Genomic DNA, 25,447 nt, shown 5'->3' on the forward strand with positions numbered 1-25,447 from the left:
CCCCGGACGCCCGAACAACTTCCGAACGTCTACCCGGTGAACAGCTGCGTAGCCTTTTGTACGAGTTCGTAGAGCCCGTATGCGAGGGGCACACCCACCCAGACCCAGGCGAAAGCGATCAGCCCCCGGCGGCCAGGCGGACTGCTGATGCCACTGCCACCGCTACTGCTGTCGCTGGACATCGGCGGCCTCCTTCTCCTTCGACGCCGGGGCGGGAATGTGATGGCGGGGGTGGACGGGCCGGACGAGTTCGTTGGCGACGAAGCCGACGGCGAGCAGCCCGATCATGATGAACATCGACAGGGTGTACAGGGACGCGCCGTCCTTGCCCGCCTCCTCCTGCCGGTCGGCGATCCAGTTCACGATCAGCGGCCCGAGGACGCCGGCCGTGGACCAGGCCGTGAGCAGCCGCCCGTGGATGGCGCCCACCTGGTAGGTGCCGAAGAGGTCCTTCAGATAGGCGGGGATCGTCGCGAAGCCACCGCCGTAGAAGGAGAGGATCACCAGCGCGCACAGGATGAACAGCGGCTTCGACGAGTCACCGGCCAGCGCGATCAGCCCGTACATGAGCGCGCCCACGCCCAGGTAGAGACGGTAGATGTTCTTGCGTCCGATCAGGTCCGAGGTCGACGACCAGCCGATCCGGCCCGCCATGTTGGCGGCGGACAGCAGGGCGACGAAGCCCGCGGCGGCCGACACCGACACCGGGGTGGAGGTGTTCGCGAAGAAGTCCGTGATCATCGGCGCGGCCTTCTCCAGGATGCCGATGCCCGCGGTCACGTTCATGCAGAGCACGACCCACAGGCACCAGAACTGCGGCGTGCGCACGGCGTCGCGGGCGGACACCTGCGGACCGTCGACGGCGCTGGGCCCGTCGTCACCGGCCGGCTTCTCGGTGCGCGGCACCCGGACCAGCAGCACGCCCAGCAGCATGAAGACGGCGTACGACAACCCGTGCACCAGGAACGCCAGCGCGATCCCGGAGCTGTCGCTGCCGAAGGACTCCAGCATCTGCGCCGACCAGGGCGAGGCGATGAGCGCGCCGCCGCCGAAGCCCATGATCGCGATGCCGGTGGCCATGCCGGGCCGGTCCGGGAACCACTTGATCAACGTCGAGACCGGCGAGATGTAGCCGATGCCGAGGCCGATGCCGCCAACGAAGCCGTAGCCGAACACGATCAGCCAGTACTGCTCGGTGGCGGCACCCAGCGCGGAGAGCAGGAAGCCGGACGAGAAGCAGATCAGGGCGACGGTCATGGCCCAGCGCGGCCCGTTGCGCTCCACCAGCGTGCCGCCGAACGCGGCCGACAGACCGAGCATGACGATGCCGAGCTGGAACGGCAGCGCGCTCTGTGTGCCGCTCAGACCGAGGGCTGATTCGAGCGGCGGCTTGAACACGCTCCAGGCGTAGGCCTGGCCGATGGAGAGATGGACGGAGAGAGCGGCGGGGGGAACCAGCCAGCGGCTCCATCCCGGGGGTGCGACCGGTGGACTCATGATCCCGAACGGTAGGGAGGAAGCCGGAAGTTGAAAAGTCGGCGCGTCGACCGTATGCGGTGAGCGGTATCCGGGGCGCGACGAACGGTCGAACGCCGTACGGAAAGCCAGCCCTGCCCTGCCGGACCGCCGTGCGCGAACCCTTGCTGACCCCCTATCCATACTGTAGACAATATTCAGTCGACGAGATTCGACGCGATCGGACACTACTTCCCAGCCACTCCGCGGTACTCCCTCGACCGAACGGAGCGTTCCGAAGTGAAAGTTGCAGTCCTCGGCGCCGGTGCGATCGGCGCCTACGTCGGAGCCGCGCTGTATCGCGCCGGCGCCGACGTGCACCTCATCGCCCGTGGACCGCATCTCGCGGCCATGAGGCAGCACGGGGTGCGGGTGCTCAGTCCGCGCGGCGACTTCACCGCCCGCGCGCACGCGACCGACGACCCGGCCGAAGTCGGCCCGGTCGACTACGTCTTCCTGGGTCTGAAGGCCAACTCGTACGCGGCGTGCGGGCCGCTCATCGAGCCCCTTCTGCACGACGGCACGGCGGTCGTGGCCGCCCAGAACGGCATCCCCTGGTGGTACTTCCACCGGCACGGCGGCCCGCACGACGGCCACCGTGTCGAGAGTGTCGACCCCGACGGCGCGGTCAGTGCGGTGCTCGCGCCCGAACGGGCCGTCGGCTGCGTCGTCTACGCGGCCACCGAACTCCAAGGGCCCGGTGTCGTACGGCACTTGGAAGGCACCCGGTTCTCCATCGGGGAGCCCGACCGCAGCGTCTCCGGGCGCTGCCTCGCGCTCAGCGAGGCCATGGTGGCCGGTGGCCTGAAGTGCCCGGTGGAGCCGGACCTGCGTAACGACATCTGGCTCAAACTGCTCGGCAACATCTCCTTCAACCCGATCAGCGCGCTGGCCCGCGCCACCATGCGGCAGATGTGCCTGCACGGCGGCACCCGCAAGGTCATCGAGACCATGATGGCCGAGACGCTCGCGGTCGCCGAGGCCCTCGGCTGCGAGGTCGGCGTCTCCATCGAGCGCCGCCTCGCGGGCGCGGAGCGGGTCGGCGACCACCGCACCTCCACGCTCCAGGACCTGGAGCGCGGCAAGCCGCTCGAACTCGACGTACTCCTCGCGGCAGTCGTCGAGCTCGCGGAGATCACCGGCGTTCAGGTGCCCACCCTGCGCACCGTGCACGCCATCTCGGACCTGCTCGCGCTGAGGAGCGCCGCATGAACTCTGACGAACGCCGTACGAGGAAACGCGACCGGACCCCGAAGACCTACACCCGGCTCACCCACCCCCTGGTCCGGGACTCACGCGACGAGCCCTTCCGGCGGGCGAGCTGGGAGGAGGCCCTGAACCGCGCGGCCGAGGGGCTGGCCCGCAACCGGGACGCCTTCGGCATGTTCTCCTGCGCCCGGGCCACGAACGAGATGAACTACGTGGCGCAGAAGTTCGCCCGCGTCGTCATGGGCACGAACAACGTCGACTCCTGCAACCGCACCTGCCACGCGCCCAGCGTGGCGGGCCTGTCGGCGGCCTTCGGGTCGGGCGGAGGCACCTCCTCGTACGAGGAGATCGAGCACACCGACGTCATCGTGATGTGGGGCTCCAACGCCCGCTTCGCGCACCCGATCTTCTTCCAGCACGTGCTGAAGGGGATCAGGAACGGCGCCCGCATGTACGCCGTCGACCCGCGCCGCACCTCCACCGCCGAGTGGGCGGAGAGCTGGCTCGGCCTGAACGTCGGCACCGACATCCCGATGGCGCACGCGATCGGCCGCGAGATCATCCACGCGGGGCTCGCGAACGAGGCGTTCATCGAGCGGGCGACCAGCGGCTTCGAGGAGTACAAGGCGCTCGTCGAGCCCTGGACGCTGTCTTTGGCCGAGAAGGTGACGGGCGTACCGGCCGCCGCCATAAGGGAGTTGGCCCACGCCTACGCCCGTGCCGAGCGGGCCCAGCTGTGCTGGACCCTCGGCATCACCGAACACCACAACGGCACCGACAACGTCCGCGCCCTGATCAACCTCTCCCTGCTGACCGGGCATGTGGGCCGCTACGGCAGCGGGTTGCAACCCCTGCGCGGCCAGAACAACGTGCAGGGCGGCGGCGACATGGGCGCCATCCCGAACCGTCTGCCCGGCTTCCAGGACATCCTCGACCCCGACACCCGCCTGAAGTTCGAGTCGGCCTGGGACACCGTGATCCAGCCCCACTACGGGCTCAACCTCACCGAGATGTTCGAGGCCATGGAGGAGAGCTCGCTCAAGGCCGTCTACTGCATCGGCGAGAACCCGGCGCAGTCGGAGGCGGACAGCGAGCAGGCCGTACGCCGCATGCGGCAGCTGGACTTCCTCGTCGTCCAGGACATCTTCCTGACGAAGACGGCCCGGCTGGCGGACGTCGTCCTCCCCGCGACCGCCGGGTGGGCCGAGACCGACGGCACCACCACCAACAGCGAGCGGCGGGTGCAGCGGGTCCGGCGGGCGGTCACCCCGCCCGGCGAGGCACGCGAGGACATCGACATCATCTGCGAGCTGGCGGCGCGGCTCGGCCACGACTGGAAGTACGCGGACGCCGAGGCCGTCTGGAACGAGCTCAGGTCGGTCTCGCCGGACCACTACGGGATGACGTACGAACGGCTGGCGGAGCACCAGGGCATCCAGTGGCCGTGCCCGAGTACCGAGCAGCTCGAACCGACGTATCTGCACGGCCGGCTGTGGGCGAAGGACCCGGCCGAGCGCGGTGTGCCGGCGCCGTTCGGGATCGTCCAGCACGATCCGCCGGTCGACCTCACCGACGAGGAGTATCCGATCCGGCTCACCACCGGGCGGCGGCTCGACTCCTACAACACCGGGGTGCAGAGCGGGAGTTTCGCCTCCCCGCTGCGACGCGGCGAGTTCGTCGAGCTGTGCCCGGAGGACGCCGAGCGGTTCGGGGTGGTGGTCGGCGAGGAGGTCCAGGTGACCTCGCGGCGCGGGTCGGTCGTCGCGCCGGTGTGGGTCGACACCGCGCTGCGGCCCGGGCTCGCCTTCATGACCATGCACTTTCCCGACGAGGTCGACACCAACCAGCTGACCATCGAGGCGAACTGCCCGATCGCGGGGACGGCGGAGTTCAAGGCGTCGGCGATCCGGATCGAGAAGCTCCCCGTCGCGACCATCGTGAGGTGACCTTAAGTGGACTTGCACTTCGGTGACAGCAAACCGACGGACGACGAACGGGCGGCCGTCGACGCCCTGCTCGGCCCGCCCGAGTCGTCCTGGGAGGGCGCCGACCGCTCCGACGCGGACCTGAGGTGGGCCAGGGGCGGACGCGAGGCCCGGGACCGCCGCGACCTGCTGTTGCCGGGGCTGCACGCGATCAACGACCGGATCGGCTGGCTCAGCGAGGGCGCCCTCGACTACCTGTGCCGGCGGCTGACGGTGCCGCCGTCGGAGGCGTACGGCGTGGCCACCTTCTACGCCATGTTCTCGGTCAAGCCACGCCCCGCGACCGTGCTCCACGTGTGCACGGACCTCGCGTGCGCGGCCGCCGGGGCGAGCGAGCTGTGCGCCGGGATCGAGGCGCGGCTCGGACTCGGGAGTGGGGTGAGCGTGGAGCGCAGCCCCTGCCTCGGTCTGTGCGAGCGGGCTCCGGCGGCGCTCGCGATCAAGGCGGGGGATCCGGTGCGTACGGCGGTCTCGGCGCCGGCGACCGTGCACGACGCCGTTCTCGCCGCGAGCGCCCCGGACTCGGCGCCGGAGGAACCGCCGGCCGTGATGGCGGTACCGCAGGCGGGCAGCGACAGCCTGGTCCTGCTGCGGCGCGTCGGAGTCGTCGACCCGTCCTCGCTGGACGACTACCGCGCCCACGGCGGCTACACCGCACTGCGCCGGGCCTTCGAACTCGGTCCCGCCGGAGTCATCCGCGAGGTCACCGACTCCGGCCTGGTCGGGCGTGGCGGCGCCGCCTTCCCCACCGGCCGCAAATGGCAGGCCACGGCGTCGCAGCCCGACCACCCCCACTACGTCGTCTGCAACGCCGACGAATCCGAACCGGGCACCTTCAAGGACCGCGTGCTCATGGAGGGCGACCCGTACGCGCTGGTCGAGGCGATGACGATCGCGGCGTACGCGACCGGCGCACACCAGGGGTATCTGTACGTGCGGGGCGAGTACCCGCGGGCGCTGGGGCGTCTGGAGCAGGCCCTCGCGCAGGCACGCGCGCGTGGGCTGCTCGGGGAGGACATCCTCGGTCAGGGATACGCCTTCGACATCGAGATCCGGCGGGGCGCGGGGGCGTACATCTGCGGTGAGGAGACGGCTCTGTTCAACTCCATCGAGGGCTATCGGGGCGAGCCGCGCTCGAAGCCGCCGTTCCCGGTGGAGAAGGGGCTGTTCGGCAAGCCGACGGTGGAGAACAACGTCGAGACGCTGGTCAATGTGCTGCCGATCCTGACGATGGGCGCCCCGGCGTACGCGGCGATCGGCACGGACAGGTCCACCGGCCCGAAGCTGTTCTGCGTGTCCGGGAGCGTGGAGCGGCCCGGCATCTACGAGCTCCCCTTCGGCGCGACGCTGGGCGAGCTGCTGGAGCTGGCCGGGGTACGGGAGCGGCTGCGGGCGGTGCTGCTGGGCGGCGCGGCCGGCGGCTTCGTACGGCCCGACGAGCTGGACATCCCCCTCACCTTCGAGGGCACGCGGGAGGCGGGCACGACGCTCGGCTCGGGCGTGGTCATGGCCTTCGACGACACGGTTCCGCTGCCCCGGCTGCTGCTGCGCATCGCGGAGTTCTTCCGCGACGAGTCGTGCGGGCAGTGTGTGCCGTGCCGGGTCGGGACCGTACGGCAGGAGGAGGCGCTGCACCGGATCGTGGAGCGCACGGGTGCGGCGGCCGCCGATGACATCGCCCTGCTCAGGGAGGTCGGCCGCGCGATGCGGGACGCCTCGATCTGCGGTCTGGGGCAGACCGCGTGGAACGCCGTGGAATCCGCCATCGACCGTCTGGGGGCGTACGAATGACCGTGGTACCGCTGGGGATCCCGCGCCGGCTGCTGGAGTTCACCATCGACGGGGAGCCCGTGCGCGGGGCGGAGGGCTCCACGATCCTCGACGCCTGCCGGGCGGCCGGGAAGGACATCCCGACTCTCTGCGAAGGGGACACGCTGCGGCCCAAGAACGCCTGCCGCGTCTGTGTCGTCGAGGTCGAGGGGTCGCGGACGCTCGTCCCGGCCTGCTCGCGCAAGGCCGAACCCGGGATGGAGGTGAGGACCGACACCGAGCGCGCCCGGCACAGTCGCAAGATCGTCCTTGAGCTTCTCGCCTCGTCGGTCGACCTGTCGACGACCCCGCAGGTCGCCGGGTGGATCAAGGAGTACGAGGCGAAACCGGACCGGTTCGGGCCGGACGCGGCGCGGCTCAACGAGGAGCCGAAGGTCGACAACGAGCTGTATGTGCGCGACTACGACAAGTGCATCCTCTGCTACAAGTGCGTGGACGCGTGCGGTGACCAGTGGCAGAACAGCTTCGCGATCTCGGTGGCCGGGCGGGGGTTCGACGCCCGGATCGCGGTGGAGCACGACGCCCCGCTGACCGACTCGGCGTGCGTGTACTGCGGGAACTGCATCGAGGTGTGCCCGACCGGGGCGCTGTCCTTCAAGTCCGAGTTCGACATGCGGGCGGCCGGTACGTGGGACGAGTCGGCGCAGACGGAGACGACCACGGTGTGCGCGTACTGCGGTGTGGGCTGCAACCTCACCCTGCACGTGCAGGACAATGAGATCGTGAAGGTCACCTCGCCGCACGACAATCCGGTGACCCACGGCAACCTGTGCATCAAGGGCCGCTTCGGCTACCAGCACGTACAGAACCGGGACTGATCAGGGACTGGTGGGGACGGGAACATGGGACGAGTCACGGAACGACGCAAGGTGATCCGGATCCGGGACGGAGTGGTCTCCACCCGCCCGGACACACTCGTCGCCGAGGAACCCCTGGAGATCCGCCTCAACGGCAAGCCGCTGGCGATCACCATGCGCACGCCCGGCGACGACTTCGCGCTCGCCGCCGGGTTCCTGGTGAGCGAGGGCGTGCTCGCCGAGCAGGGCGACCTGCAGAACATCGTGTACTGCGCGGGCGCCACGGTGGACGGCTCGAACACGTACAACGTGGTGGACGTGAAGACCTCGCCGGGGGTGGTGATCCCCGACATCACCCTCGAACGCAACGTCTACACGACGTCGTCCTGCGGGCTGTGCGGCAAGGCGTCGCTCGACGCGGTCCGCACGACCGCCCGCTGGCCGATCGACGACACACGGGGCGGCGACGCTCCCCCGGTCCGGCTCGACCCCGACCTGCTCGCGGGCCTCCCCGACCGGCTGCGCGCGGCCCAGCGGGTCTTCGACCGGACCGGGGGCCTGCACGCGGCGGCCCTGTTCACCGAGGACGGCGAGCTGCTCGACATACGGGAGGACGTGGGCCGGCACAACGCGGTCGACAAACTGGTCGGCCGCGCCCTGCAGAACGGCGACCTGCCCCTGTCCCGCACGGTCCTCCTCGTCTCCGGGCGGGCCAGCTTCGAGCTCGTCCAGAAGGCCGTGATGGCGGGCATCCCGGTCCTGGCGGCCGTCTCGGCGCCCTCGTCCCTCGCGGTGGATCTGGCCGCGGAGACAGGGCTGACGCTGGTGGGCTTCCTGCGGGGCAGCTCCATGAACGTGTACGCGGGTGAGGACCGCATCGCCCTGCGGGCCGCGGCCGCCCAGGGCTGACGAGGTTCCCCGCGGCACGGCGGCGGGGCCCTGAACGGCGGGGAGCGCCCCCTGCGCCTGCAGGGGCCCCGCTGTTATGGCTCGGTCGCCTACGGGGCGCCTTGTGCCGGTGTCGAGAGACCGATCGTGCTCGACCCTTCGGGCCTGCGCGCGTTCGGTCTCTCGACACCGGCGCGCCCCTTCGGCTCCCTCGCGGCCGGTGTCGTGGGGACAGTGGCTGTTGGTGGGCCGTTGCCCGGCGATGGTGTGGGCTGGTTGGCCCGGCTCACGTGGCTTTGAAGGTCACATCCGCGGCCCGCACCACCGAACCCAGTCTCGGGAAGTCGAGCCGTACCGATGCCTCGTGCTCGGCCGCCGTGAACGCGGTCATCGCGTCCTCGACGAAGACCAGGTCGTAGCCGAGGTCGGCGGCGGCCCGTGCGGTGGACTCGACGCCGAGGTTGGTGGCGATGCCGCCGAACACCAGCGTGGTGATGCCGCGTTGGCGGAGCCGGTCGTCCAGGCCCGTGCCCTGGAAGGCGCCGATGGTGCGCTTCACGATCTCGATGTCGTCGTCCGTCAGGAGTCCTGGCACGAGGCCGCTGCCGGACGGCTGCTCGGCGACGCCGCTGCGTTCGACGCGGACGAGGACGACGGTCGCTCCCGCCGAGCGGCCGGAGGCGGCCAACTCCTCGCAGGTGACGAGGACTTCGGTGCCCTTCCGGGGTTCGAGGGGCAGCGCGACGATGCGGTCCATCAGGTCGACGAGCACCAGGGCGGTGCGGGCGGGTTCGAGGGCAAGGGCTGCGGTCATGACGGAACGTTATCCGTCGTCAGCTCTGCGTACCGGAGATCCGGATCAACAGGTCCATGAAACGGTCGCGTTCGGCCGCCGAAAGCGGGGCGAGGAGCGCGTCGTTGGCCTCGCGGGCCGCCTTCTCGCAGCGCTTCAGCAGGCGCGCCCCGTCGTCCGTGAGGGAGACGGCGTTCTTACGGCGGTCGTCGGGATCCGGCGCACGGACCACGAGGCCCTGCGCCTGCAGGTCGTTGAGGATCCCGACCAGGTCCTTGGGGTCGAGCCGCACACCGCGGCCGAGGTCCGCCTGTGCGACGGGGGCCAGGTCGCGGACCGCGGAGAGCACTACGTGGTGCCACATCTTCATGCCCTCCGCCGCCAGCGCCTCGGCCACCAGGGAGCGGCCCCGGGCCGCCGCGCGGCCGAGCAGCCAGCTGGGGAGGGAGCGGATCGCGGGGAGCGGGGCTTCGGGCATGCGGACACCCTACCGAGAATTCGTTGGACTTCCCAACGACCATCCCGGTACGGTCGAAACCGTTGGTGTACCCAATGAGTTCTGGAGGTGTGATGCGTCGCGTCCGCTACGAGTCCACCGGCGGCCCCCTGTTCCTGGAGCAGACCCCCGTCCCCGAACCGGGCCCCGGCGAGCTCCTCGTCCGGTGTGAGGCGATCGGCGTGACACTCCCCGTCGTCCGCAAGGTCACCGAGGCCGCCGAGCCGGTCCCGCTGGGCGGCGAGATCGCGGGCAGGGTCGTGGCCGTGGGCGTCGGGACCACCCGCTTCGGCGCCGGCGACCGCGTGACCGGACTGTGCTTCGGGCACGGATACGCCGACTACGCACTGCTGCACGAGGCCATGGCCTCCCCGGTTCCCGACACCGCCACCGCCACCGATGCCGTCGCCCTCGTCCGCAGCGGCCTGGTCGCACTCGGCGCGCTGGAGGCCGCCCGGCCCGAGCCGGGAGAGGCCGCACTGGTCACCGCGGCGGCGAGCGGCGTAGGGCATCTCGCCGTGCAGCTCGCGCGGGCGCGGGGTGCGGAGCGGGTCGTCGGCGCCGTGTCCGATCCGGCCAAGGCGGACTTCGTGCGCTCCCTCGGCGCCGACGAGGTGGTGGTCTATGCGGACGACGACTGGGGAGCACCCGTCGACTACGTTCTCGACGCCGTCGGCGGCGACCTGCTCACCCCGGCCCTCGCCGCCCTCGGCCCGGGCGGACGGCTCGTGGCGTACAGCTCGGGCGGCGGGACCGTTCGGGCATACGACCTTCTCGTGGGCGCGAAGTCCGCCGTCGGGTTCCAGATGGCGCGGATCGCCCGGGAGGAGCCGGAGTTGTACGAGCGGTGGCGGCAGGAGCTGTGGAAACTGTTCGGCGAGGGGCTCGTGACGCCCGCCGTGCACGGAGAGTTCGCGCTGACGGAGGCGGCCGCGGCGCACGCGGCCGTCGAGGCGCGGGCCAACCGGGGGAAAGTAGTACTCCATCCGTGACGTGACACGTGCACGGTTCTTGTGATGTGTGCGATAGCCCAACTAACGTCTGTGATGCGCACCTTGGACGTGGGATGTCCGGATGTTCAGATGCCTGGACACATGACCAGACGATGAAGGGCGGGCCGCACCATGCCGTCAAGAGTTCGCGCACGTCTCAGAGCTGCCCTCGTCGCGGCCGTCGCCCTCACGGCGACGGCCGCGACGTCAGGTCCGGCGGAGTCCCGACCGAGCACCAGGACATCGCCGTTCGAGCAGCAGGTCCTCTTCAGGGCCGACCAGGATCCCGGGTACGCCTGCTTCCGCATCCCGGCGATCGTGAAGTCCAAGGACGGCACGCTGCTCGCGTTCGCCGAGGGGCGGGTACTCAACTGCGGTGACGCCGCCGACATCGATCTCGTCCTCAAGCGGTCGACGGACGGTGGCCGCACCTGGGGGCCGCTCCAGGTCGTCAACGAGGGCAACGGCGACACGCACGGCAACCCCGCACCGATCGTGGACCGTGAGACCGGGCGCATCCTCCTGGCGGAGACGTACAACACGGGCCGTACGGACAGCGGCAGTTGCTCCGTGCCCTGCGATCGCACGCCTCATCTCCAGTACAGCGACGACGACGGCCTGACCTGGTCCGAGCCGCGCGATCTGAGCGCCCAGATACTGCCCGCGGACTGGAACTCCTGGTATGCCACGGGTCCCGTGCACGGCATCCAGCTCACCAAGGGCAAGCACGCCGGGCGGCTTGTCTTCGGCGTCAACACCGAGACCTGGGACGGCAGTCGGGTCACCGACAACCACGCCGCCCTCATCGTCAGCGACGACGGCGGCGACAACTGGCGGGTCGGCGCCACCGACTCGTGGGCCATTTCCGCCGCCGACAGCACCTTCCGGCAGAAGCCGTCCGAGGTGACGCTCACCGAGCGTACGGACGGCACGATCATCATCAGCGGACGGGAACAGGACGGCACCGACCTCGGGCATCGCTCCCAGACGTACAGCCGGGACGGCGGCGACAGCTTCACCGGCCCGTTCCGCGACCTTCCGGACCTCTACACGCCCCAGGTGCAGGGCGCCACGCTCCGCCTGGGCAACCGACTGCTGCTGTCCGCGCCCGGCGATCCCGACCGTCGGCGGACCATGATGATCCGGACCTCCTGGAACGGCGGCACCACCTGGGACAGCGTGGACCGGGGCAAGGTCGTCACCACGGACTGGTCGGGCTACTCCGACATGGTCGGCATCGACGCGTCCACGGTGGGCCTGATGTACGAGGGCGGCGCCGTCGACGCGCGGGACGAGATCCGCTTCGCCCGCTTCACCGAGGGCTGGCTGGGACCACGTCGCGGCCCCGACCCGACCACCCCCGACCTCGCCCCGGGCGCACCCCGCGCGACCGTCCTCGGGGGCGCCCGGGTGACGGACGGCGTAATGGGCAAGGCCATGGAGTTCGACGGCGACGACGCCGTACGCCTGCCGTACCGGTCCCGACTGCCGCTCGGTACGGGCGAGTTCACCGTCTCGCTGTTCTTCCGGTACTCCGCCACGGCCGGCGAGCAGCCGTTCCTGTGGATGGGCGGGATCGGCTCCACCCAGCCACAGGTCTGGCTGCGGGGGGAACCCGCCAACGACCGGGTGCGTGCCCTGATCACCACCCGGGAGGGGTTCGGGACGGTGCACACCTCGTCCGTGTGGGCCGGAGACGCCCACAACGACGACGCGTGGCATCACCTCGCGCTGCGGCGCGGCGGCGGAAAGCTGACCCTCTTCGTCGACGGCAGGGCGATCAGCACCACTGACGTGCCAGGTTCGGTCAGCCGGAACTCGCCGTTCGGCGTGCACGTCGGCCAGCGCATGGACAGCCGGGCCTTCCTCACCGGCGCGATCGACGACGTGCGGGTGTGGAACCGGGCACTCGGTGACTCGGAGCTCGATGCCGCGGCACGGGCCGGTGCCCGTAAGAGTTCGGCCACGCCCGACACCGTCCTGTGGCTGCCCATGGACCAGGTGGGCTGAGACCACTAACGTCCCAGGCGTGCCCGACGACGCACGAGCACGGCAGCGCACGGGAACGGGGCTCGGCCTCCTGCTGGCCCTGGTTCTCGCGGCCGTGCTGCTCACCGCCCTCCCGGACGACGGCGAACGGGAGGGCGGTGGCGCGTGCCGGCCGCACTCGGTCGCGTCCTGGTCGGCCGACAAGGGTCTGACCGGCGAGTTCACCCGGTACGGCGACGACCCCTCCCGCACCGACGACTGGACCGGCGGCGACGGCACCCACTCGGTGCGACTGCCGGACGGCCGACTGCTGTGGCTGTTCTCGGACACCTACCTCGGCCAGGTCTACGCCCCGCCCAACCCCTTCGGCGAGTCCTCGACCTGGCGGGACACGACCGCTCCCCTGGTGCGCAACTCGGCGGTCGTCATGCGCGACGGCCGCCTGGAGCGCACGCTCGCCACGCCCCTGTTCCCCGACCCCGCCCCGAACCAGTGGCGCTGGCCGGTCGCGGCCCGCGTCGAGCCCCGCTCCCCCGGCTCGGACGAGCAGGTCGTACGGGTGCTGCTGTGGGTGCGTACGGCCGGGCAGGCCCCGTGGATCTACGGCGTGCCCACCGCCACCGAGGTCGCCACGCTCGCGCTGCCCGACCTGCGGGTCGAGTCGGTCGTCAAGGTCATCGACCAGCAGTTGGTGCCGGATCCGTCGCGGCGTGTTCTGTTCGGGACGACGCTGGTGAAGGAGGGCGGCTGGACATACGTCTATGGGGGCGACGACGGTCAGGCCGCGTCCCGGCCGACCTCGCACGCGTACGTCGCGCGCGTGCCCGAGGGCAGGCTCGCCGAGCCGGGGGCCTGGCGGTACTGGAACGGTTCCGAGTGGGCCGGGGCGGGCGCCCGGCCGCGCGCGGTGCTCGGGGACGGGCAGCGCAAGGGTGTGGGCAGCGCGTTCTCGGTGGTGCGGGTGCGGGGGACGTACGTCCTGTTCACGATGGCCGCGGGCACCGAGGGGCTGACCACGGTCACGTCGTACTGGGCCTGCTCCCCCGCCGGCCCCTGGCACGGGCCGACGAAGGACTTCAGCCCGGCGCTGCCGCGGGGCGGTCAGGTCGCCGCCTACAACCCGCAGACGCATCCCGAGCTGAGCGGCGAGGGGCGGCTCGTGCTCAGCTATGACGTCAACTGGCTGGAGACGGGGGGCGCCGCGGCGCAGCTCAACCGGAACGTGTCCCTGTACCGACCGCGGTTCGTGACGCTGCGGCTGGCTCCGACGCGGTGACCTGCCGCGGGGCGTCGACGTCGGCTTCGGCACCGGATTCGGCACCGGTGTCGGTGTCCTGTGCCCGGCGCTTGGCGATGACCGCGCACACCATCAGCTGCATCTGGTGGAAGAGCATCAGCGGCAGCACGGCCAGCGAGGCGTGCGCGCCGAACAGGACGCTGGCCATGGGCAGCCCGGCGGCGAGGGACTTCTTGGAGCCGGCGAACTGGATCGCGATGCGGTCCTCGCGGTTGAAGCGCAGCGCCTTGGCGCCGTACCAGGTCAGGGCGAGCATCACGGCCAGCAGCACCACCTCGACGGCCAGCAGGCCGGCCAGCCGGGCCGGGCTCACCTGGTGCCAGATGCCCTGGACCATGCCCTCGCTGAACGCGGTGTAGACGACCAGCAGGATCGAGCCACGGTCGACGAGCCCGAGGACCTTCTTGTGCCGGGCGACGAAGCCGCCGATCCAACGGCGCAGCAGCTGCCCGGCGACGAACGGCACCAGCAGTTGCAGCACGATCTTGACCAGCGAGTCGGCGGAGAAGCCGCCCGCGCCGCCGCCGAGCACGGCCGCCGCGAGGAGCGGGGTGACGACGATGCCGACGAGGGAGGAGAAGGAGCCCGCGCAGATCGCGGCGGGGACGTTGCCGCGCGCCATCGAGGTGAAGGCTATGGACGACTGGATCGTCGACGGCACGAGGGTGAGGAAGAGCAGGCCCTGGTAGAGCGGGTGCGTCAAAACCACCGGGACGAGGCCGCGGGCGGCCAGCCCGAGAACCGGGAAGACGACGAACGTGCAGGCCAGGACTGTGACGTGGAGCCGCCAGTGCTTCAGCCCGTCCATCGCCTCACGGGTGGACAGCCGGGCGCCGTAGAGGAAGAAGAGGAAGGCGATCGCGGCCGTGGAGGCGCCGGACGCCACGTCGGAGGCCGTCCCGCGCGCCGGGAGGAGGGCCGCCAGGCCCACGGTCCCGAGCAGCAGCAGGATGTACGGGTCGATCGGCATCCAACGCGGCCATCGCAGGCGTTTCACTGTGCTCCACTACTTCGCTGTCGTACTCGGCTGTCGCTTCGCCGAGCTTCGGGTTCCCGGCACGGACGTGCCCTCTCCATCGTCCTCCGACGATCAGCGATCGGGAATCCGGCACACCACTCTGACTGTCATCACGTTCCGCGATAACGGCAGCTAGCCTGGGGAGCGTGTACGACCCCTCCCATCTGCGCACCTTCCTCGCGGTGGCCCAGACGCTGAGCTTCACCCAGGCCGCCCGGCGCCTCGGCCTGCGTCAGTCGACCGTCAGCCAGCACGTGCGGCGCCTGGAGGACGCGACCGGGCGGCCGCTGTTCTCCCGGGACACGCACTCCGTGGAGCTGACCGAGGACGGCGAGGCCATGCTCGGCTTCGCCCGCCGGATCCTGGAGGTGCACGAGCAGGCGTCGGCGTTCTTCACCGGCACCCGGCTGCGCGGCCGGCTCCGCTTCGGCGCGTCCGAGGACTTCGTGCTGACCCGGCTGCCGGAGATCCTGGAGGGCTTCCGCTACGACCATCCCGAGGTCGACCTGGAGCTGACCGTCGAACTCTCCGGCACCCTGCACGAGCAACTCGCCGCCGGAAAGCTGGACCTGATGCTCGCCAAGCGCCGCTCCGAGGACCCGCGGGGCGAGCTGGTCTGGCACGACCGGCTGGTGTGGATCGGCGCGGAGCGGCTGCGGCTGGAGCCGGACCGTCCGGTGCCGTTGATCGTCTATCCGCCGCCCGGCATCACGCGGGCGCTCGCCCTGGAGGCACTGGAGCGCCAGGGCCGTGACTGGCGGATCGTGTGCACCAGCGGCAGCCTCAACGGGCTCATCGCGGCGGCCCGGGCCGGACTGGGCGTGATGGCGCACTCCCGGGGTCTGATCCCGCCGGGACTGGCACGCGTCCCCGACCGGGCCGGGCTGCCGGAACTGGGCCGGGTCGACTTCGTGCTGGTCCACGGGGAGCGCCGGACGGCCGCCCAGGGAGCGGCGGACGCGCTCGCGGCGGCGATCCTGGCGGGCGGGGACCGGTTGCACCGACGCTGAGCGCTCCGCCGGAGGTGTCCCTGGACAGGAGGCCGCCCGTGAAGAGGACCCGTGTGACAGGTTCGGCCCCTCGTACGCTGACAGAAGAGACGAGGACACGCCGGGGAAGGACATGATCCACCGGGCCCGGACCGGGTAATCGGGTCGTAGCGATTCGGTGGAGATTACGGGCCCGAAACTTACTCAACCGTCAGTTTTCTGTCCGACCCTTCCCCATGTGAGCGTATTTTCCCACGCTGACCAGTGCATACCTGAGCACCCATCGATTTCCGGCCCCCTCCCGTCCGAAACGTGGTTGGGGTAGCTTTCACGGCGCTGAGCGGAACGTCAGCGAAGCGATCGGACGGGGAGCGGGGAGCGGGGTTTGCGCGAGTTCACCAACCCTCCGTTGGCATTGGCACCGCCCGTGGGCGGCCTGGCCGACATCGTCTTCCAGCATGCGCAGGCGGACCCGCTGTACGCCGCGCTGGGCCGCAAGGACGAGGGCGGGCAGTGGCGGGAGGTCACCGCCGCCGAGTTCCGTGACGAAGTACTCGCCCTCGCCAAGGGCCTGCTCGCCCGGGGTATCCGGTTCGGCGACCGGGTCGCGATCATGTCCCGCACGCGGTACGAGTGGACGCTCTTCGACTTCGCGCTGTGGACCATCGGAGCCCAGGTGGTGCCGATCTACCCCACCTCCTCGGCCGAGCAGTGCTTCTGGACGCTGTACGACGCCGAGTGCTCGGCGGCGATCGTGGAGCACGAGGACCACGCGATGACGATCGCCACCGTCATCGACCGGCTCCCGCAGCTGCACCAGCTGTGGCAGCTGGACGCGGGCGCCGTGCAGGAGTTGTACGACGCGGGCGCCCACCTCGACGACGAGGTGGTCCACCGCCACCGGCAGGCGGTCACCCCCGACTCCGTGGCGACGATCATCTACACCTCCGGGACGACCGGGCGCCCCAAGGGCTGTGTCATCACGCACGGCAACTTCATGTTCGAGGCGGACACCGTCATCGAGCGCTGGGAGCCGGTGTTCCACTCCAAGAAGGGCGACGAGGCCGCGACGCTGCTGTTCCTGCCGCTCGCGCACGTCTTCGGCCGGATGGTGCAGGTCGCCGCGATCCGCGGCAAGGTCCGCTTCGGCCACCAGCCGCAGATGAACGCGGCCGCCCTGTTGCCGGACCTCGCCGCGTTCAAGCCGACGTTCTTCCTGGCCGTGCCGTACATCTTCGAGAAGGTCTTCAACGCCGCCCGCCGCAAGGCCGAGAAGGAGGGCAGGTCGGGCGCCTTCGAGAAGGCCGTCGAGGTCGCCGTGAAGTACGCGGACGCCATGGAGGCCAAGGCGTGGGGCGTCGGTCCCGGTCCGTCGGCCGGTCTGCGCATGCAGCACCAGCTCTTCGACAAGCTCGTCTACTCCAAGATGCGGGCCGCGATGGGCGGCCGCATCCGGCAGGCGATGACCGGCGGCTCGGCGATGGACCGGCGCCTCGGCCTGTTCTTCGCGGGCGCCGGAGTCCATGTCTACGAGGGGTACGGCCTCACCGAGTCCACGGCGGCCGCGACCGCCAACCCGCCCTATCGCACCCGCTACGGCACCGTCGGCCAGCCCATCCCGGGCATGACCGTGCACATCGCGGACGACGGCGAGATCTGGCTGCACGGCCCCAACATCTTCCAGGGCTACCTCAACAACCAGAAGGCCACCGACGAGTCCCTGCACGACGGCTGGCTGGCCACCGGTGACCTGGGCTCCCTCGACGAGGACGGGTACCTCACCATCACCGGCCGCAAGAAGGAGATCCTGGTCACGTCCGGTGGCAAGAGCGTCTCGCCGGGAGTGCTGGAGGAACGCGTCCGCGACCACCCGCTGGTCGCCCAGTGCATCGTCGTCGGCAACGACCGCCCGTACATCGCCGCCCTGGTCACCCTCGACCAGGAGGCCGTCGAACACTGGCTGATGATGCGCGACAAGCCCCAGATGACGGCGGCCGAGCTGGTCCGCGACGCCGACCTGGAGACCGAGGTGCGGCGCGCGGTCGTCGCCGCCAACACCCTTGTCTCGCAGGCCGAGTCGATTCGCACCTTCCGTATCCTCGCCCAGCCCTTCACCGAGGAGCACGGACTGCTCACGCCGTCGCTGAAGTTGAAGCGCAAGGCGATCGAGAACGCGTACGCCAACGAGGTCGAGGCGCTGTACCGGGCCTGATCCCGCCGCTTCCGGTGTTTCCCACGGATTCTCCGGTCAGGAATGCATCTCGGGCCGTGATCGTTGACGATGTCAGTACCACTTGACGACAACCGTAAGGATCAAGAGCTCGTGAGCAGCAAGGTCCCCCCGATCATCCTCAACAACGGCGTCGAGATGCCCCAGCTGGGCTTCGGCGTCTGGCAGGTGCCGGACGACGAGGCGGAGCAGGCGGTCAGCACCGCGCTGGAGGCCGGGTACCGCAGCATCGACACAGCGGCGATCTACGGCAACGAGGAGGGCACCGGCAAGGCGATCGCCGCCTCCGGCCTTCCCCGCGAGGACGTCTTCGTCACCACCAAGCTCTGGAACGACGACCAGGGATACGACTCCACGCTGCGCGCCTTCGACGTGTCGCTGGAGAAGCTGGGCCTGGAGTACGTCGACCTGTATCTCATCCACTGGCCGCTGCCCGCCCGGGGCACGTACGTCGACACGTACAAGGCGTTCGAGAAGCTGCACGCCGACGGTCGCGTCCGCGCGATCGGTGTCTCCAACTTCCTTCCGGAGCACCTGGAGCGGCTGCTCGGCGAGACGTCGGTCATCCCGGCGGTCAACCAGATCGAGCTGCACCCGCACCTTCAGCAGCACGCCTCCCGCGAGTTCCACGCCGAGCAGGGCATCGCCACCGAGGCCTGGTCGCCGCTCGGCCAGGGCAAGGGGCTGCTGGAGGTCCCGGCGATCGTCGCCATCGCGCAGAAGCACGGCCGCACCCCGGCCCAGGTGGTGCTGCGCTGGCACCTCCAGCTGGGCAACGTCGTGATCCCGAAGTCCGTGACGCCCTCGCGGATCAAGGAGAACATCGAGGTCTTCGACTTCAGCCTGGACGACGAGGACCTCGCGGCGATCAGCGCGCTGAACGAGGACCGGCGGATCGGCCCGGACCCGGCCGCCGTCGACCTGGGCTGACGCCCGCCGCGATACGCCCGTCCGCCCGCCGCTCAGCTGTGTGAGCGGCGGGCGGACGCGTTCAGTCGCCGCGCACGTCGGAGAGGACCACCTCGAACTCCTCCAGGCCGGTCACGGTCACATGGGCCTTGGCCGCACCTTCGTGCCTGGCCGCCGCCTGTCCCGCGCGGGACGCCGCCAGGGACGCCTGGTCGACGAAGAGCACTCCGACCAGCCCGCGCCCCCGCTCCCGGTCGACCAGCAGGGACGCCCTGGCCAGCCCTCCGAGGGTGTCGAGCTTGGGCACCACCGTCGCCCGGAACGTGTCGGCGAGCAGGTCCGTGTCGGCCGGCTCGAACTCCAGCCTGGTGACCCGCAGTCCGCCTCCCGGCTCCGGCTGCCGGACCTGGTGGAAGACCAGCGCCTCGTAGTTGTCGACCGCCACCGTCCCGAGGAACGGCTCCAGCATGGCCGTCCGCCGCTCACGCAGCACCTCGTCGCTGTTCTGCCGGGCCTCCGCCGACTCCCACCAGCTCGCCGCGAGCAGTTTCCCGAGCGTGCGGTCCACGAAGACGCTCGCTCCCCGGTATCCCGGGCGGTCTTCCAGCAGCTCCCGCCCTTCCGTGTTCAATGCCCTGATGGCCGCGTCGATCTTCGTGGGATCACCGGTCGTGTAGATGGCGCGTACGAACATGACACCTCCCAGAAGCCGGGGCACATATCCGAAAGCTTCGGTATGTCCAGTCTTCTACTGGGGTGATGACGCCGCAAACAGCGTCCGTAAGGAAACGTTCCTACCAGGAGGATCCGACCCCGGTGCGCATCCGAACACTGCCCCTGACCGCGGCCTCCGGCGCCGCGCTGCTCGCCGCCGCACTGCTCCCCACCAGCGCCTCCGGCATGCCGGACCCGCCGTTCGTCCGCGAGGGCTCGGTCAGCGCCGCCGATCTGCTCGCGAAGGTGACGTCCTGCGCACAGGTATCACACGGCATGTACCGCACCGACGAGACGGCGGCGGCCACCGTCCCCGTGTGCGGGAAGAACGGCGCCGTCTTCTGGACGGCGGACATGGACATCGACTGCGACGGTCAGCGCACCGCCCTGTGCAATGAGCACACCGACCCCTGGTTCCTGCCCGACACGGCGTTCCACCAGTCCGACGGCCGCCCGCTGCGGTCCGACACACTGCCGTACGTCGTCGTCCCCGGTGCCGGCGACATCTGGGACTACAAGGCGGCCGGCATCGGGGGCGGCAGCGTGGTCGCCGTCGTCCACGACGACGAGGTCCGCTACGCCGTCGTCGGCGACACCGGCCCCCGGCGGATCATCGGCGAAGCCTCCTACGCCGCCGCCGAGGCCCTCGGCATCGACCCCGACCCCACCACCGGCGGCACCGCCTCGGGCGTGACGTACATCCTCTTCAAGGACTCCCGCGTCTCGCCCATCGAGAGCCACGAGGCCGCGGTCGCGCTGGGCGAGCAGCTGGCGGAGGAGTTCATCGAGAACAACTGAACACACCGACGCGTCAGTTGGGCTGTCCGATCGGCCGTACGACGACGGTGTTGACGTCGACGCCGTCGGGCTGCCGGATGGCCCACACCACCGAGTCGGCGATCTGGTCGGCGGTCAGCAGATGCCCGGGCGGCAGGCTGCCGTAGCTGTCCCAGAACGGTGTCTCCACCCGGCCCGGGGCGATGTGGGTCACGCCGATGCCCCAATCGGTCACCTGCCGCCGGGTGTTCTCGGCGAGCCCGGTCACCGCCCACTTGGTCGCCCCATAGATGTTGCCGGGCCCGGGCACGAACCCGGCGACGCTGCCGACAAGGACGATCCGGCCACGGGTCTCCTTGAGGGCGTCCACGGATGCGCGGATCAGCAGGGCCGGGCCGAGTACGTTGGTCAGCACCATCTCGGTCCAGCCGGACGGGTCGCCCTCGGCGACCGAGTCGTGGGTGGCGAAACCGGCGTTGGCGACAACCGTGTCCAGTCGGCCGAAGTTCTTGAGCATGGCGTCCACGGCCGCCTGTACGTCGGCGTAGTCGGCCGCGTTCCCGACGACCGTCAACAGGCCCTCGGGCTCCCCGAGTTCCTTGGCGAAGCCCCGCAGCCGCGCCTCGCCACGGCCGGTGACGGTGACCCGGTGCCCGGCGGCCAGCAGCTGCCGTGCGACGGCGGCGCCGATGCCGCTGCCGCCGCCGGTGATGAGTGCGACCGGTGAGTCGGTCATGTGATCCCCCTGTGTTCCGGTTTGGACGAGGGGGAGTCCATCACTTGGAGAGCTCTCGAAGTCAAGGCCCGCCGGTACTGATCGGCGTCACTTCGTCCGTACCGCCGTGTACACCGTCTGGGCCGCGAGCATGAACACGTCCGGACGGTGGTGCACGCTCGCCTTGTCGTCCGGGTCGAGGAGCCGGTCGAGGGTCGCGCGGTCGTCGGCGTCGAGGCGGTCGCCGACGCCCTCGCGGGTGCGGGTGAGTGACGCGACGACGTGGGCGCGGGCGCGGTCCGTGGTGGGGGCGGGCAGGTCGAGGAGGAAGGTGCGGGTGCCGGTGGGCCGGAGGCCGGCGGCGGTGAGCAGGGCCGGCCAGTCCTCGGTCTCGGTGACGGAGCCGGGCAGGTCCGCGCGCATCACGGCGAACCACTCCGCCTCCAGCGCATCGAGCCTCGCCTGGAGCCCGGGCCGCCCGAAGCCGACGTCGCGCGGCAGGAACCGGGCCGGCAGGCCACCCTCCTGGAGGGCCAGCGTGCCGCCGTGTGTGAGGCGGGCGGCGAACGCGGTGAGGGCGGCGCGCTGGTCGCCGAGGTGGTGCAGGCTGCGCCCGGCCCAGAGCAGATCGGCGGGGTAGTCCAAGTCGCCGAGGACGTCCGGGAGTTCACCGGCGAGGGTGCCGAAGCGGTCGGCGACTCCGAGTCGCTCGGCGCGCGCCCGGGCCCGCTCCAGGAGCGGTGCGGATCCGTCGACGGCGACGACGCGGGCGCCGGGGAAGGTGTCGGCGAGCAGGCAGGACACGACGCCGGGGCCGCTGCCCACGTCGACGACGAGCCCCGGCTCGGTCTGCCGCTTGGCGAGCCACGCCATGGCGTGCTCGTACATCGGCGTGAACAGCTCGGCCTCGGCCTCCAGCACCGGGCCCATCTCCGCCCAGTCGAGGTCGGTGTGGTCGTGATGGTGCGCCTGGTGCTGGTGGTGCTGATGGTTCTCGTGGGCCATGGTGGTCCGCCTCTCGTCCGGATGCCGCCAGCGTGCTCCGACGCATGGCCCCCGGGCCACTGTCCTTGCCGTAGCGGCAAAAACAGGGCAAAGAAAATGGGGTGCGGCCCCGGGCGTCGGTCGCCCACGATGGCCCGATGGACGACGACATGGTGAAGCGCTTCCTCGAGGACGGGTTCGTGAAGATCGAGGGCGCCTTCCCGCCGCGCGTCGCCGAGCACTGCGCGCGGCTGCTGTGGCGGGAGACGGGGTACGACCGGGAGGACCCGGGCACCTGGAAGGACCCCGTGCACTGGGTGTACGACATGGCGCAGGGCCCCTTCGCGGCCGCCGTCAACACCCCCGTCCTGCACGAGGCCTTCGACGTGCTGGTGGGTGAGGACCGCTGGCAGTCGCGCTACTCGCTGGGGAGCTTCCCGCTGCGGTTCCCGCACGAGGAGGAACCGGCCGACGCGGGCTGGCACATCGAGGCCAGTTATGTCCCCGAAGGCGCCGAGCACCCGCACACGAACGTGCGCTCGAAGGATCGTGCGCTGCTCATGCTGTTCCTGTTCAGCGAGGTCACCGAGGAGGACGCGCCGACCCGCATCCGGGTCGGCTCCCATCTCGACGTACCGCCGGTCCTGGCGCCGTACGGCGAGACCGGTGCCTCGTTCCTGGAGCTCGGCCCGAAGGTCGCGGAAGCCTCCGCGCACCGCCCCCTCGCCCACGCCACCGGCAACCCCGGCGACGTCTACCTCTGCCACCCCTTCCTGGTCCACGCGGCCCAGCCCCACCACGGCACCCGCCCCAGATTCATGGCCCAGCCACCCCTGCTCCCGACGGTCCCGCTGGAGCTGGAGCGAGCGGACAGCAACTACTCGGCAGTGGAGTTCGCGATCCGCCGGGGCCTGGCCAGAGAGAACTGACCACCCCCGGCGGACCACAACGCCCTGAAGGGGCGCGGGGCTGTATCCATGTGCGGCTCCGCCGCGGGCGCGACCAGCCACAACGGACCCGCAGCCGCACTCACAGCACTACGACAACGGCGGGTACGCGTTCTGCATCAACTGCTGGAACTGCGCCGAGAACCAGTGCCCCGACAGCGGAGCGTCAGGCAGGGCGCCGGACATGTTGTTGCCGTTACGCGGGTTCCCGGTGTACGTCGGGTCGCACATCCGGTCGAAGCCCTTGCCCTCGTCGTTCGGGATCTCCTTGCTCGCGCCGTCGGACTCACCCGGAGGCTTGATCCAGACGTACGCGTCGATCCCGGCCGCCGGGTTGGCCTGCGGCCGCTCACCCAGCCCGGCCCCGGACTGGTTGCACCAGTTGCCGACGTGGATGCGGCGGTCGTAGCGGCCGCCGTTGACGTAGGTGTCGACGTCGGTCATCGCACCCGGGCCGGCCGGCCGCGCGCTGCCGCCCCAGCCGTTCCTCGACGTGTCGATCAGCATGCCGATACCGGAGTTGAACCCGGTGGTGACCAGCTGGTTGCGGAAGGCCTGCGCGAAGGACAGCTCGTCGGTGTACCGGTTCCAGTCGACCCACTTGGACTCACGGACGGACTTGCCGCCGACCGAGTCGTTGATGGTGAAGTTGTTCTCCTTCAGAGCGCTGTAGTTGGCCGTGTTGGCGATGAAGCCGTGAACGTCGTTCACGGTGGCGCCCTCGGAGGTGGCGGCCTCCTTCATCACGGTGGCGCTGGCGGCGAAGTTGTCGTCCCAGCCGATCCAGCCGTGGTGGCCGGCGTCGATGTAGTTGTAGACGTTGGCCGCGTCACCGAGCTTGTTGAGGGCGTAGCCGACGCCCTTCTGGTAGTTGCCGTTGGCCTTCATCACGTCGCACTGCGGCGTGGCCGTCGGACGGCTGCCGGTGTTGGTGACGAGGTTGGGCAGCGAGTCGATCTCGATGGTGGTCACGATCCGCAGCGCGGCGTACTTCGGGTCGGCGAGGATCGCGGCGATCGGGTCGATGTACTCGGTCTTGTAGCGGCCGAGCTCCGTCGGGCCTAGCTCGCCGTTGGAGGCGAGGGCGGCGCAGTCGCGGCCCGGAAGGTTGTAGATGACCAGCTGGACGACGAGTTCGCCGGAGCCCTTCTGGGTCAGGGCCTCGTCGAGGTGGTCGCGCAGGCCCATGCCGCCGTTGACGCCGTTGATGGCGGCGATCCGGTCGAGCCAGACGCCGGTGGGCTGGTTGGCGATCCGGCTGCCGCCCGGTTCGGCGGCGGCCTTCGCGGACCACTCCGGGTTCACGTACACCTTGGCGCCGGAGTACGGGTTGTCGACCTTGGGACCGGTCGGGCCGGGGTCCGGCGGATCCGTGGGGCCCGAGCCGTCGTCGACGTTGCAGGTCACGCCGTCGAGAGTGAAGGTGGCCGGGACGGCGTTGGTGCCGCTGTAGGAGCCCTGGAAGCCGAAGCTGACCGAACCGCCGGTCGACAGGGTCCCGTTGTAGGTCTCGTTGGTGGCGGTGACCGCCGCGCCGCTCTGGCTGATCTTCGCGTTCCAGCCGCTGGTGACCTTCTGGTTTCCGGCGTACGACCACTTCAGCGACCAGTTGGACTTGGCGGAGCCCTGGTTGGTGACCGTCACGGCGGCGGTGAAGCCGGTGTCCCACTGGTTCTGCACCTTGTAGTCGACGGTGCAGGGGACGGCCGCCGTGCCGACGTCCGCGGGGACGGTCGCGGCGAGCGCGGTCCCCGAGGCACCGGCGACCAGCGCCAGGGCGGCGAGCATCGCAGTTCTGGTACGACTCATGAGTGCGGGTTTCCTTCTCCGTGAGGGGAGTTGTCCGTCGAGGGTGCGCGGCTGACCACGCGGCCCGATGCCGTACGACGTGGGGGTTCCGTCGTGGACGGGTACGTCAGCCACTGGCTCAGGCCGTCGCGTACGTGGACGTCGCGCGGCCCGAGGAGGGCTCGTTGAACAGGTCGGAGACGACGATCGACGCCGAGCGGGCGACGGTTGGTGCCGTTCAGGGTGCCGTTCGACTGGAACTCCGTCGGTACGGCATCGCTCCCCGACCCGGAGTACTCCACCGCGCACGCGGGGGTGGCTCTCTGCGCCATGGCCGCCGGCTCCGTCACGGCTCCGGCGACGGCTAAAAGTAATGAACGCGGGGGGTGTCGCATGAGCGACTCCTTGCAGATCAGCGCGTCGTGACGGACGCGTCGACTGATGGAATCGCTCCCACTGGTGTCAATGAAGCTAGCGCCAAGTGACGGTAAAGGACAGAGGAGTTGCTGACTTTCCCTCAACTAAATCCGTCGAATCTTTTCGACTCTTCAAGCACCTTGACCCTTTGCACCCCCATCCTCACTA

The 25,447-nt window shown here is 70.4% G+C and carries 23 protein-coding genes; 13 read left to right on the plus strand and 10 right to left on the minus strand.

Annotated features, from left to right (window positions below; translation table 11 throughout):
- Positions 1-29 precede the first annotated feature (29 nt).
- On the minus strand, positions 30-182 hold the full coding sequence (locus ADK36_RS51420) for an MFS transporter small subunit (protein ID WP_425315275.1): 153 nt from the start codon (positions 180-182) through the stop codon (positions 30-32).
- Positions 163-1,497 carry an OFA family MFS transporter gene (locus ADK36_RS13025; protein WP_053197543.1) on the minus strand — a complete coding sequence of 445 codons (1,335 nt, stop codon included), beginning with the start codon at positions 1,495-1,497 and terminating at the stop codon, positions 163-165. Before ADK36_RS13025 ends, ADK36_RS51420 begins: the two co-directional genes overlap by 20 nt.
- 258 nt (positions 1,498-1,755) lie before the next feature.
- Between ADK36_RS13025 and ADK36_RS13030 the strand changes: the two genes are divergently transcribed.
- Genes ADK36_RS13030 through fdhD form a run of 5 tightly spaced genes read left to right on the plus strand, consistent with a single transcriptional unit; the run spans position 1,756 to position 8,245 of the window.
- Positions 1,756-2,727, plus strand: a complete 972-nt coding sequence (locus tag ADK36_RS13030) for a 2-dehydropantoate 2-reductase (protein ID WP_053197545.1) — start codon at positions 1,756-1,758, stop codon at positions 2,725-2,727.
- Entirely contained in the window at positions 2,724-4,670 is a 1,947-nt protein-coding gene (locus ADK36_RS13035) for a molybdopterin oxidoreductase family protein (RefSeq protein WP_053197548.1), read from the plus strand. The genes ADK36_RS13030 and ADK36_RS13035 overlap by 4 nt, the downstream gene beginning before the upstream one ends.
- A gap of 6 nt (positions 4,671-4,676) precedes the next feature.
- Positions 4,677-6,500: an NAD(P)H-dependent oxidoreductase subunit E gene (locus ADK36_RS13040; protein ID WP_053197550.1), complete on the plus strand. Its 1,824-nt coding sequence runs from the start codon at positions 4,677-4,679 to the stop codon at positions 6,498-6,500.
- Entirely contained in the window at positions 6,497-7,357 is an 861-nt protein-coding gene (locus tag ADK36_RS13045; RefSeq protein ID WP_048579356.1) for a 2Fe-2S iron-sulfur cluster-binding protein, read from the plus strand. Before ADK36_RS13040 ends, ADK36_RS13045 begins: the two co-directional genes overlap by 4 nt.
- Before the next feature lie 24 nt (positions 7,358-7,381).
- A complete protein-coding gene (fdhD, locus tag ADK36_RS13050; protein ID WP_048579357.1) occupies positions 7,382-8,245 on the plus strand; it encodes a formate dehydrogenase accessory sulfurtransferase FdhD in 864 nt (287 codons plus the stop codon).
- A gap of 265 nt (positions 8,246-8,510) precedes the next feature.
- Here fdhD and ADK36_RS13055 read toward each other — a convergent pair whose 3' ends face one another.
- Together ADK36_RS13055 and ADK36_RS13060 are read right to left on the minus strand one after the other, a co-directional pair.
- On the minus strand, positions 8,511-9,038 hold the full coding sequence (locus ADK36_RS13055; RefSeq protein ID WP_048579358.1) for an isochorismatase family protein: 528 nt from the start codon (positions 9,036-9,038) through the stop codon (positions 8,511-8,513).
- Between the two features lie 19 nt (positions 9,039-9,057).
- Positions 9,058-9,495, minus strand: coding sequence for a MarR family winged helix-turn-helix transcriptional regulator (locus ADK36_RS13060; protein ID WP_048579359.1), 438 nt, complete (start codon positions 9,493-9,495; stop codon positions 9,058-9,060).
- Positions 9,496-9,587: 92 nt separating this feature from the next.
- Between ADK36_RS13060 and ADK36_RS13065 the strand changes: the two genes are divergently transcribed.
- From ADK36_RS13065 to ADK36_RS13075, 3 genes are all read left to right on the plus strand, one after another.
- Positions 9,588-10,505 carry a quinone oxidoreductase family protein gene (locus ADK36_RS13065; RefSeq protein ID WP_053197552.1) on the plus strand — a complete coding sequence of 306 codons (918 nt, stop codon included), beginning with the start codon at positions 9,588-9,590 and terminating at the stop codon, positions 10,503-10,505.
- 132 nt (positions 10,506-10,637) lie between these two features.
- The gene (locus ADK36_RS13070; RefSeq protein ID WP_053197553.1) at positions 10,638-12,515 is read left to right on the plus strand and encodes an exo-alpha-sialidase; all 1,878 of its coding nucleotides are present in this window, start codon (positions 10,638-10,640) and stop codon (positions 12,513-12,515) included.
- Positions 12,516-12,534: 19 nt separating this feature from the next.
- Positions 12,535-13,770 (plus strand): DUF4185 domain-containing protein, encoded by a 1,236-nt coding sequence (locus tag ADK36_RS13075; protein WP_048579362.1) that lies wholly within the window; start codon positions 12,535-12,537, stop codon positions 13,768-13,770.
- Here ADK36_RS13075 and ADK36_RS13080 read toward each other — a convergent pair.
- Positions 13,706-14,761 (minus strand): bile acid:sodium symporter family protein, encoded by a 1,056-nt coding sequence (locus ADK36_RS13080; RefSeq protein ID WP_048579363.1) that lies wholly within the window; start codon positions 14,759-14,761, stop codon positions 13,706-13,708. The two genes, ADK36_RS13075 and ADK36_RS13080, sit on opposite strands and share 65 nt — an antisense overlap.
- A 194-nt stretch (positions 14,762-14,955) precedes the next feature.
- Between ADK36_RS13080 and ADK36_RS13085 the strand changes: the two genes are divergently transcribed.
- From ADK36_RS13085 to ADK36_RS13095, 3 genes are all read left to right on the plus strand, one after another.
- Entirely contained in the window at positions 14,956-15,819 is an 864-nt protein-coding gene (locus ADK36_RS13085) for a LysR substrate-binding domain-containing protein (protein ID WP_048579364.1), read from the plus strand.
- A gap of 364 nt (positions 15,820-16,183) precedes the next feature.
- A complete protein-coding gene (locus ADK36_RS13090) occupies positions 16,184-18,010 on the plus strand; it encodes an AMP-dependent synthetase/ligase (protein WP_053197556.1) in 1,827 nt (608 codons plus the stop codon).
- Between the two features lie 111 nt (positions 18,011-18,121).
- A complete protein-coding gene (locus tag ADK36_RS13095) occupies positions 18,122-18,958 on the plus strand; it encodes an aldo/keto reductase (RefSeq protein WP_053197558.1) in 837 nt (278 codons plus the stop codon).
- Between the two features lie 61 nt (positions 18,959-19,019).
- Here ADK36_RS13095 and ADK36_RS13100 read toward each other — a convergent pair whose 3' ends face one another.
- Positions 19,020-19,631 carry a hypothetical protein gene (locus ADK36_RS13100; RefSeq protein ID WP_048579367.1) on the minus strand — a complete coding sequence of 204 codons (612 nt, stop codon included), beginning with the start codon at positions 19,629-19,631 and terminating at the stop codon, positions 19,020-19,022.
- A gap of 122 nt (positions 19,632-19,753) precedes the next feature.
- On the opposite strand from ADK36_RS13100, the gene ADK36_RS13105 reads away from it, so the two are divergent.
- A complete protein-coding gene (locus ADK36_RS13105) occupies positions 19,754-20,449 on the plus strand; it encodes a glycoside hydrolase family 75 protein (RefSeq protein ID WP_048579368.1) in 696 nt (231 codons plus the stop codon).
- 13 nt (positions 20,450-20,462) lie between these two features.
- Here the strand turns inward: ADK36_RS13105 and ADK36_RS13110 are convergent, their stop codons facing one another.
- Together ADK36_RS13110 and ADK36_RS13115 are read right to left on the minus strand one after the other, a co-directional pair.
- The gene (locus tag ADK36_RS13110; RefSeq protein WP_053197559.1) at positions 20,463-21,164 is read right to left on the minus strand and encodes an SDR family oxidoreductase; all 702 of its coding nucleotides are present in this window, start codon (positions 21,162-21,164) and stop codon (positions 20,463-20,465) included.
- An 87-nt stretch (positions 21,165-21,251) separates the two neighbouring features.
- Positions 21,252-22,148, minus strand: a complete 897-nt coding sequence (locus ADK36_RS13115; protein WP_053197561.1) for a class I SAM-dependent methyltransferase — start codon at positions 22,146-22,148, stop codon at positions 21,252-21,254.
- 137 nt (positions 22,149-22,285) lie between these two features.
- Here ADK36_RS13115 and ADK36_RS13120 point away from each other — a divergent pair, with 137 nt between their 5' ends.
- On the plus strand, positions 22,286-23,056 hold the full coding sequence (locus ADK36_RS13120) for a phytanoyl-CoA dioxygenase family protein (protein ID WP_048579371.1): 771 nt from the start codon (positions 22,286-22,288) through the stop codon (positions 23,054-23,056).
- A gap of 108 nt (positions 23,057-23,164) precedes the next feature.
- Here ADK36_RS13120 and ADK36_RS13125 read toward each other — a convergent pair whose 3' ends face one another.
- Both ADK36_RS13125 and ADK36_RS47875 read right to left on the minus strand, forming a co-directional pair.
- Entirely contained in the window at positions 23,165-24,883 is a 1,719-nt protein-coding gene (locus ADK36_RS13125; RefSeq protein WP_053197563.1) for a glycoside hydrolase family 6 protein, read from the minus strand.
- Complete coding sequence (locus tag ADK36_RS47875) at positions 24,880-25,194, minus strand: hypothetical protein (protein WP_199830159.1); 315 nt, start codon at positions 25,192-25,194, stop codon at positions 24,880-24,882. Before ADK36_RS47875 ends, ADK36_RS13125 begins: the two co-directional genes overlap by 4 nt.
- Positions 25,195-25,447: the final 253 nt, after the last annotated feature.

The sequence above is a fragment of the Streptomyces viridochromogenes genome (assembly GCF_001270495.1).
Classification (GTDB): domain Bacteria; phylum Actinomycetota; class Actinomycetes; order Streptomycetales; family Streptomycetaceae; genus Streptomyces; species Streptomyces viridochromogenes_A.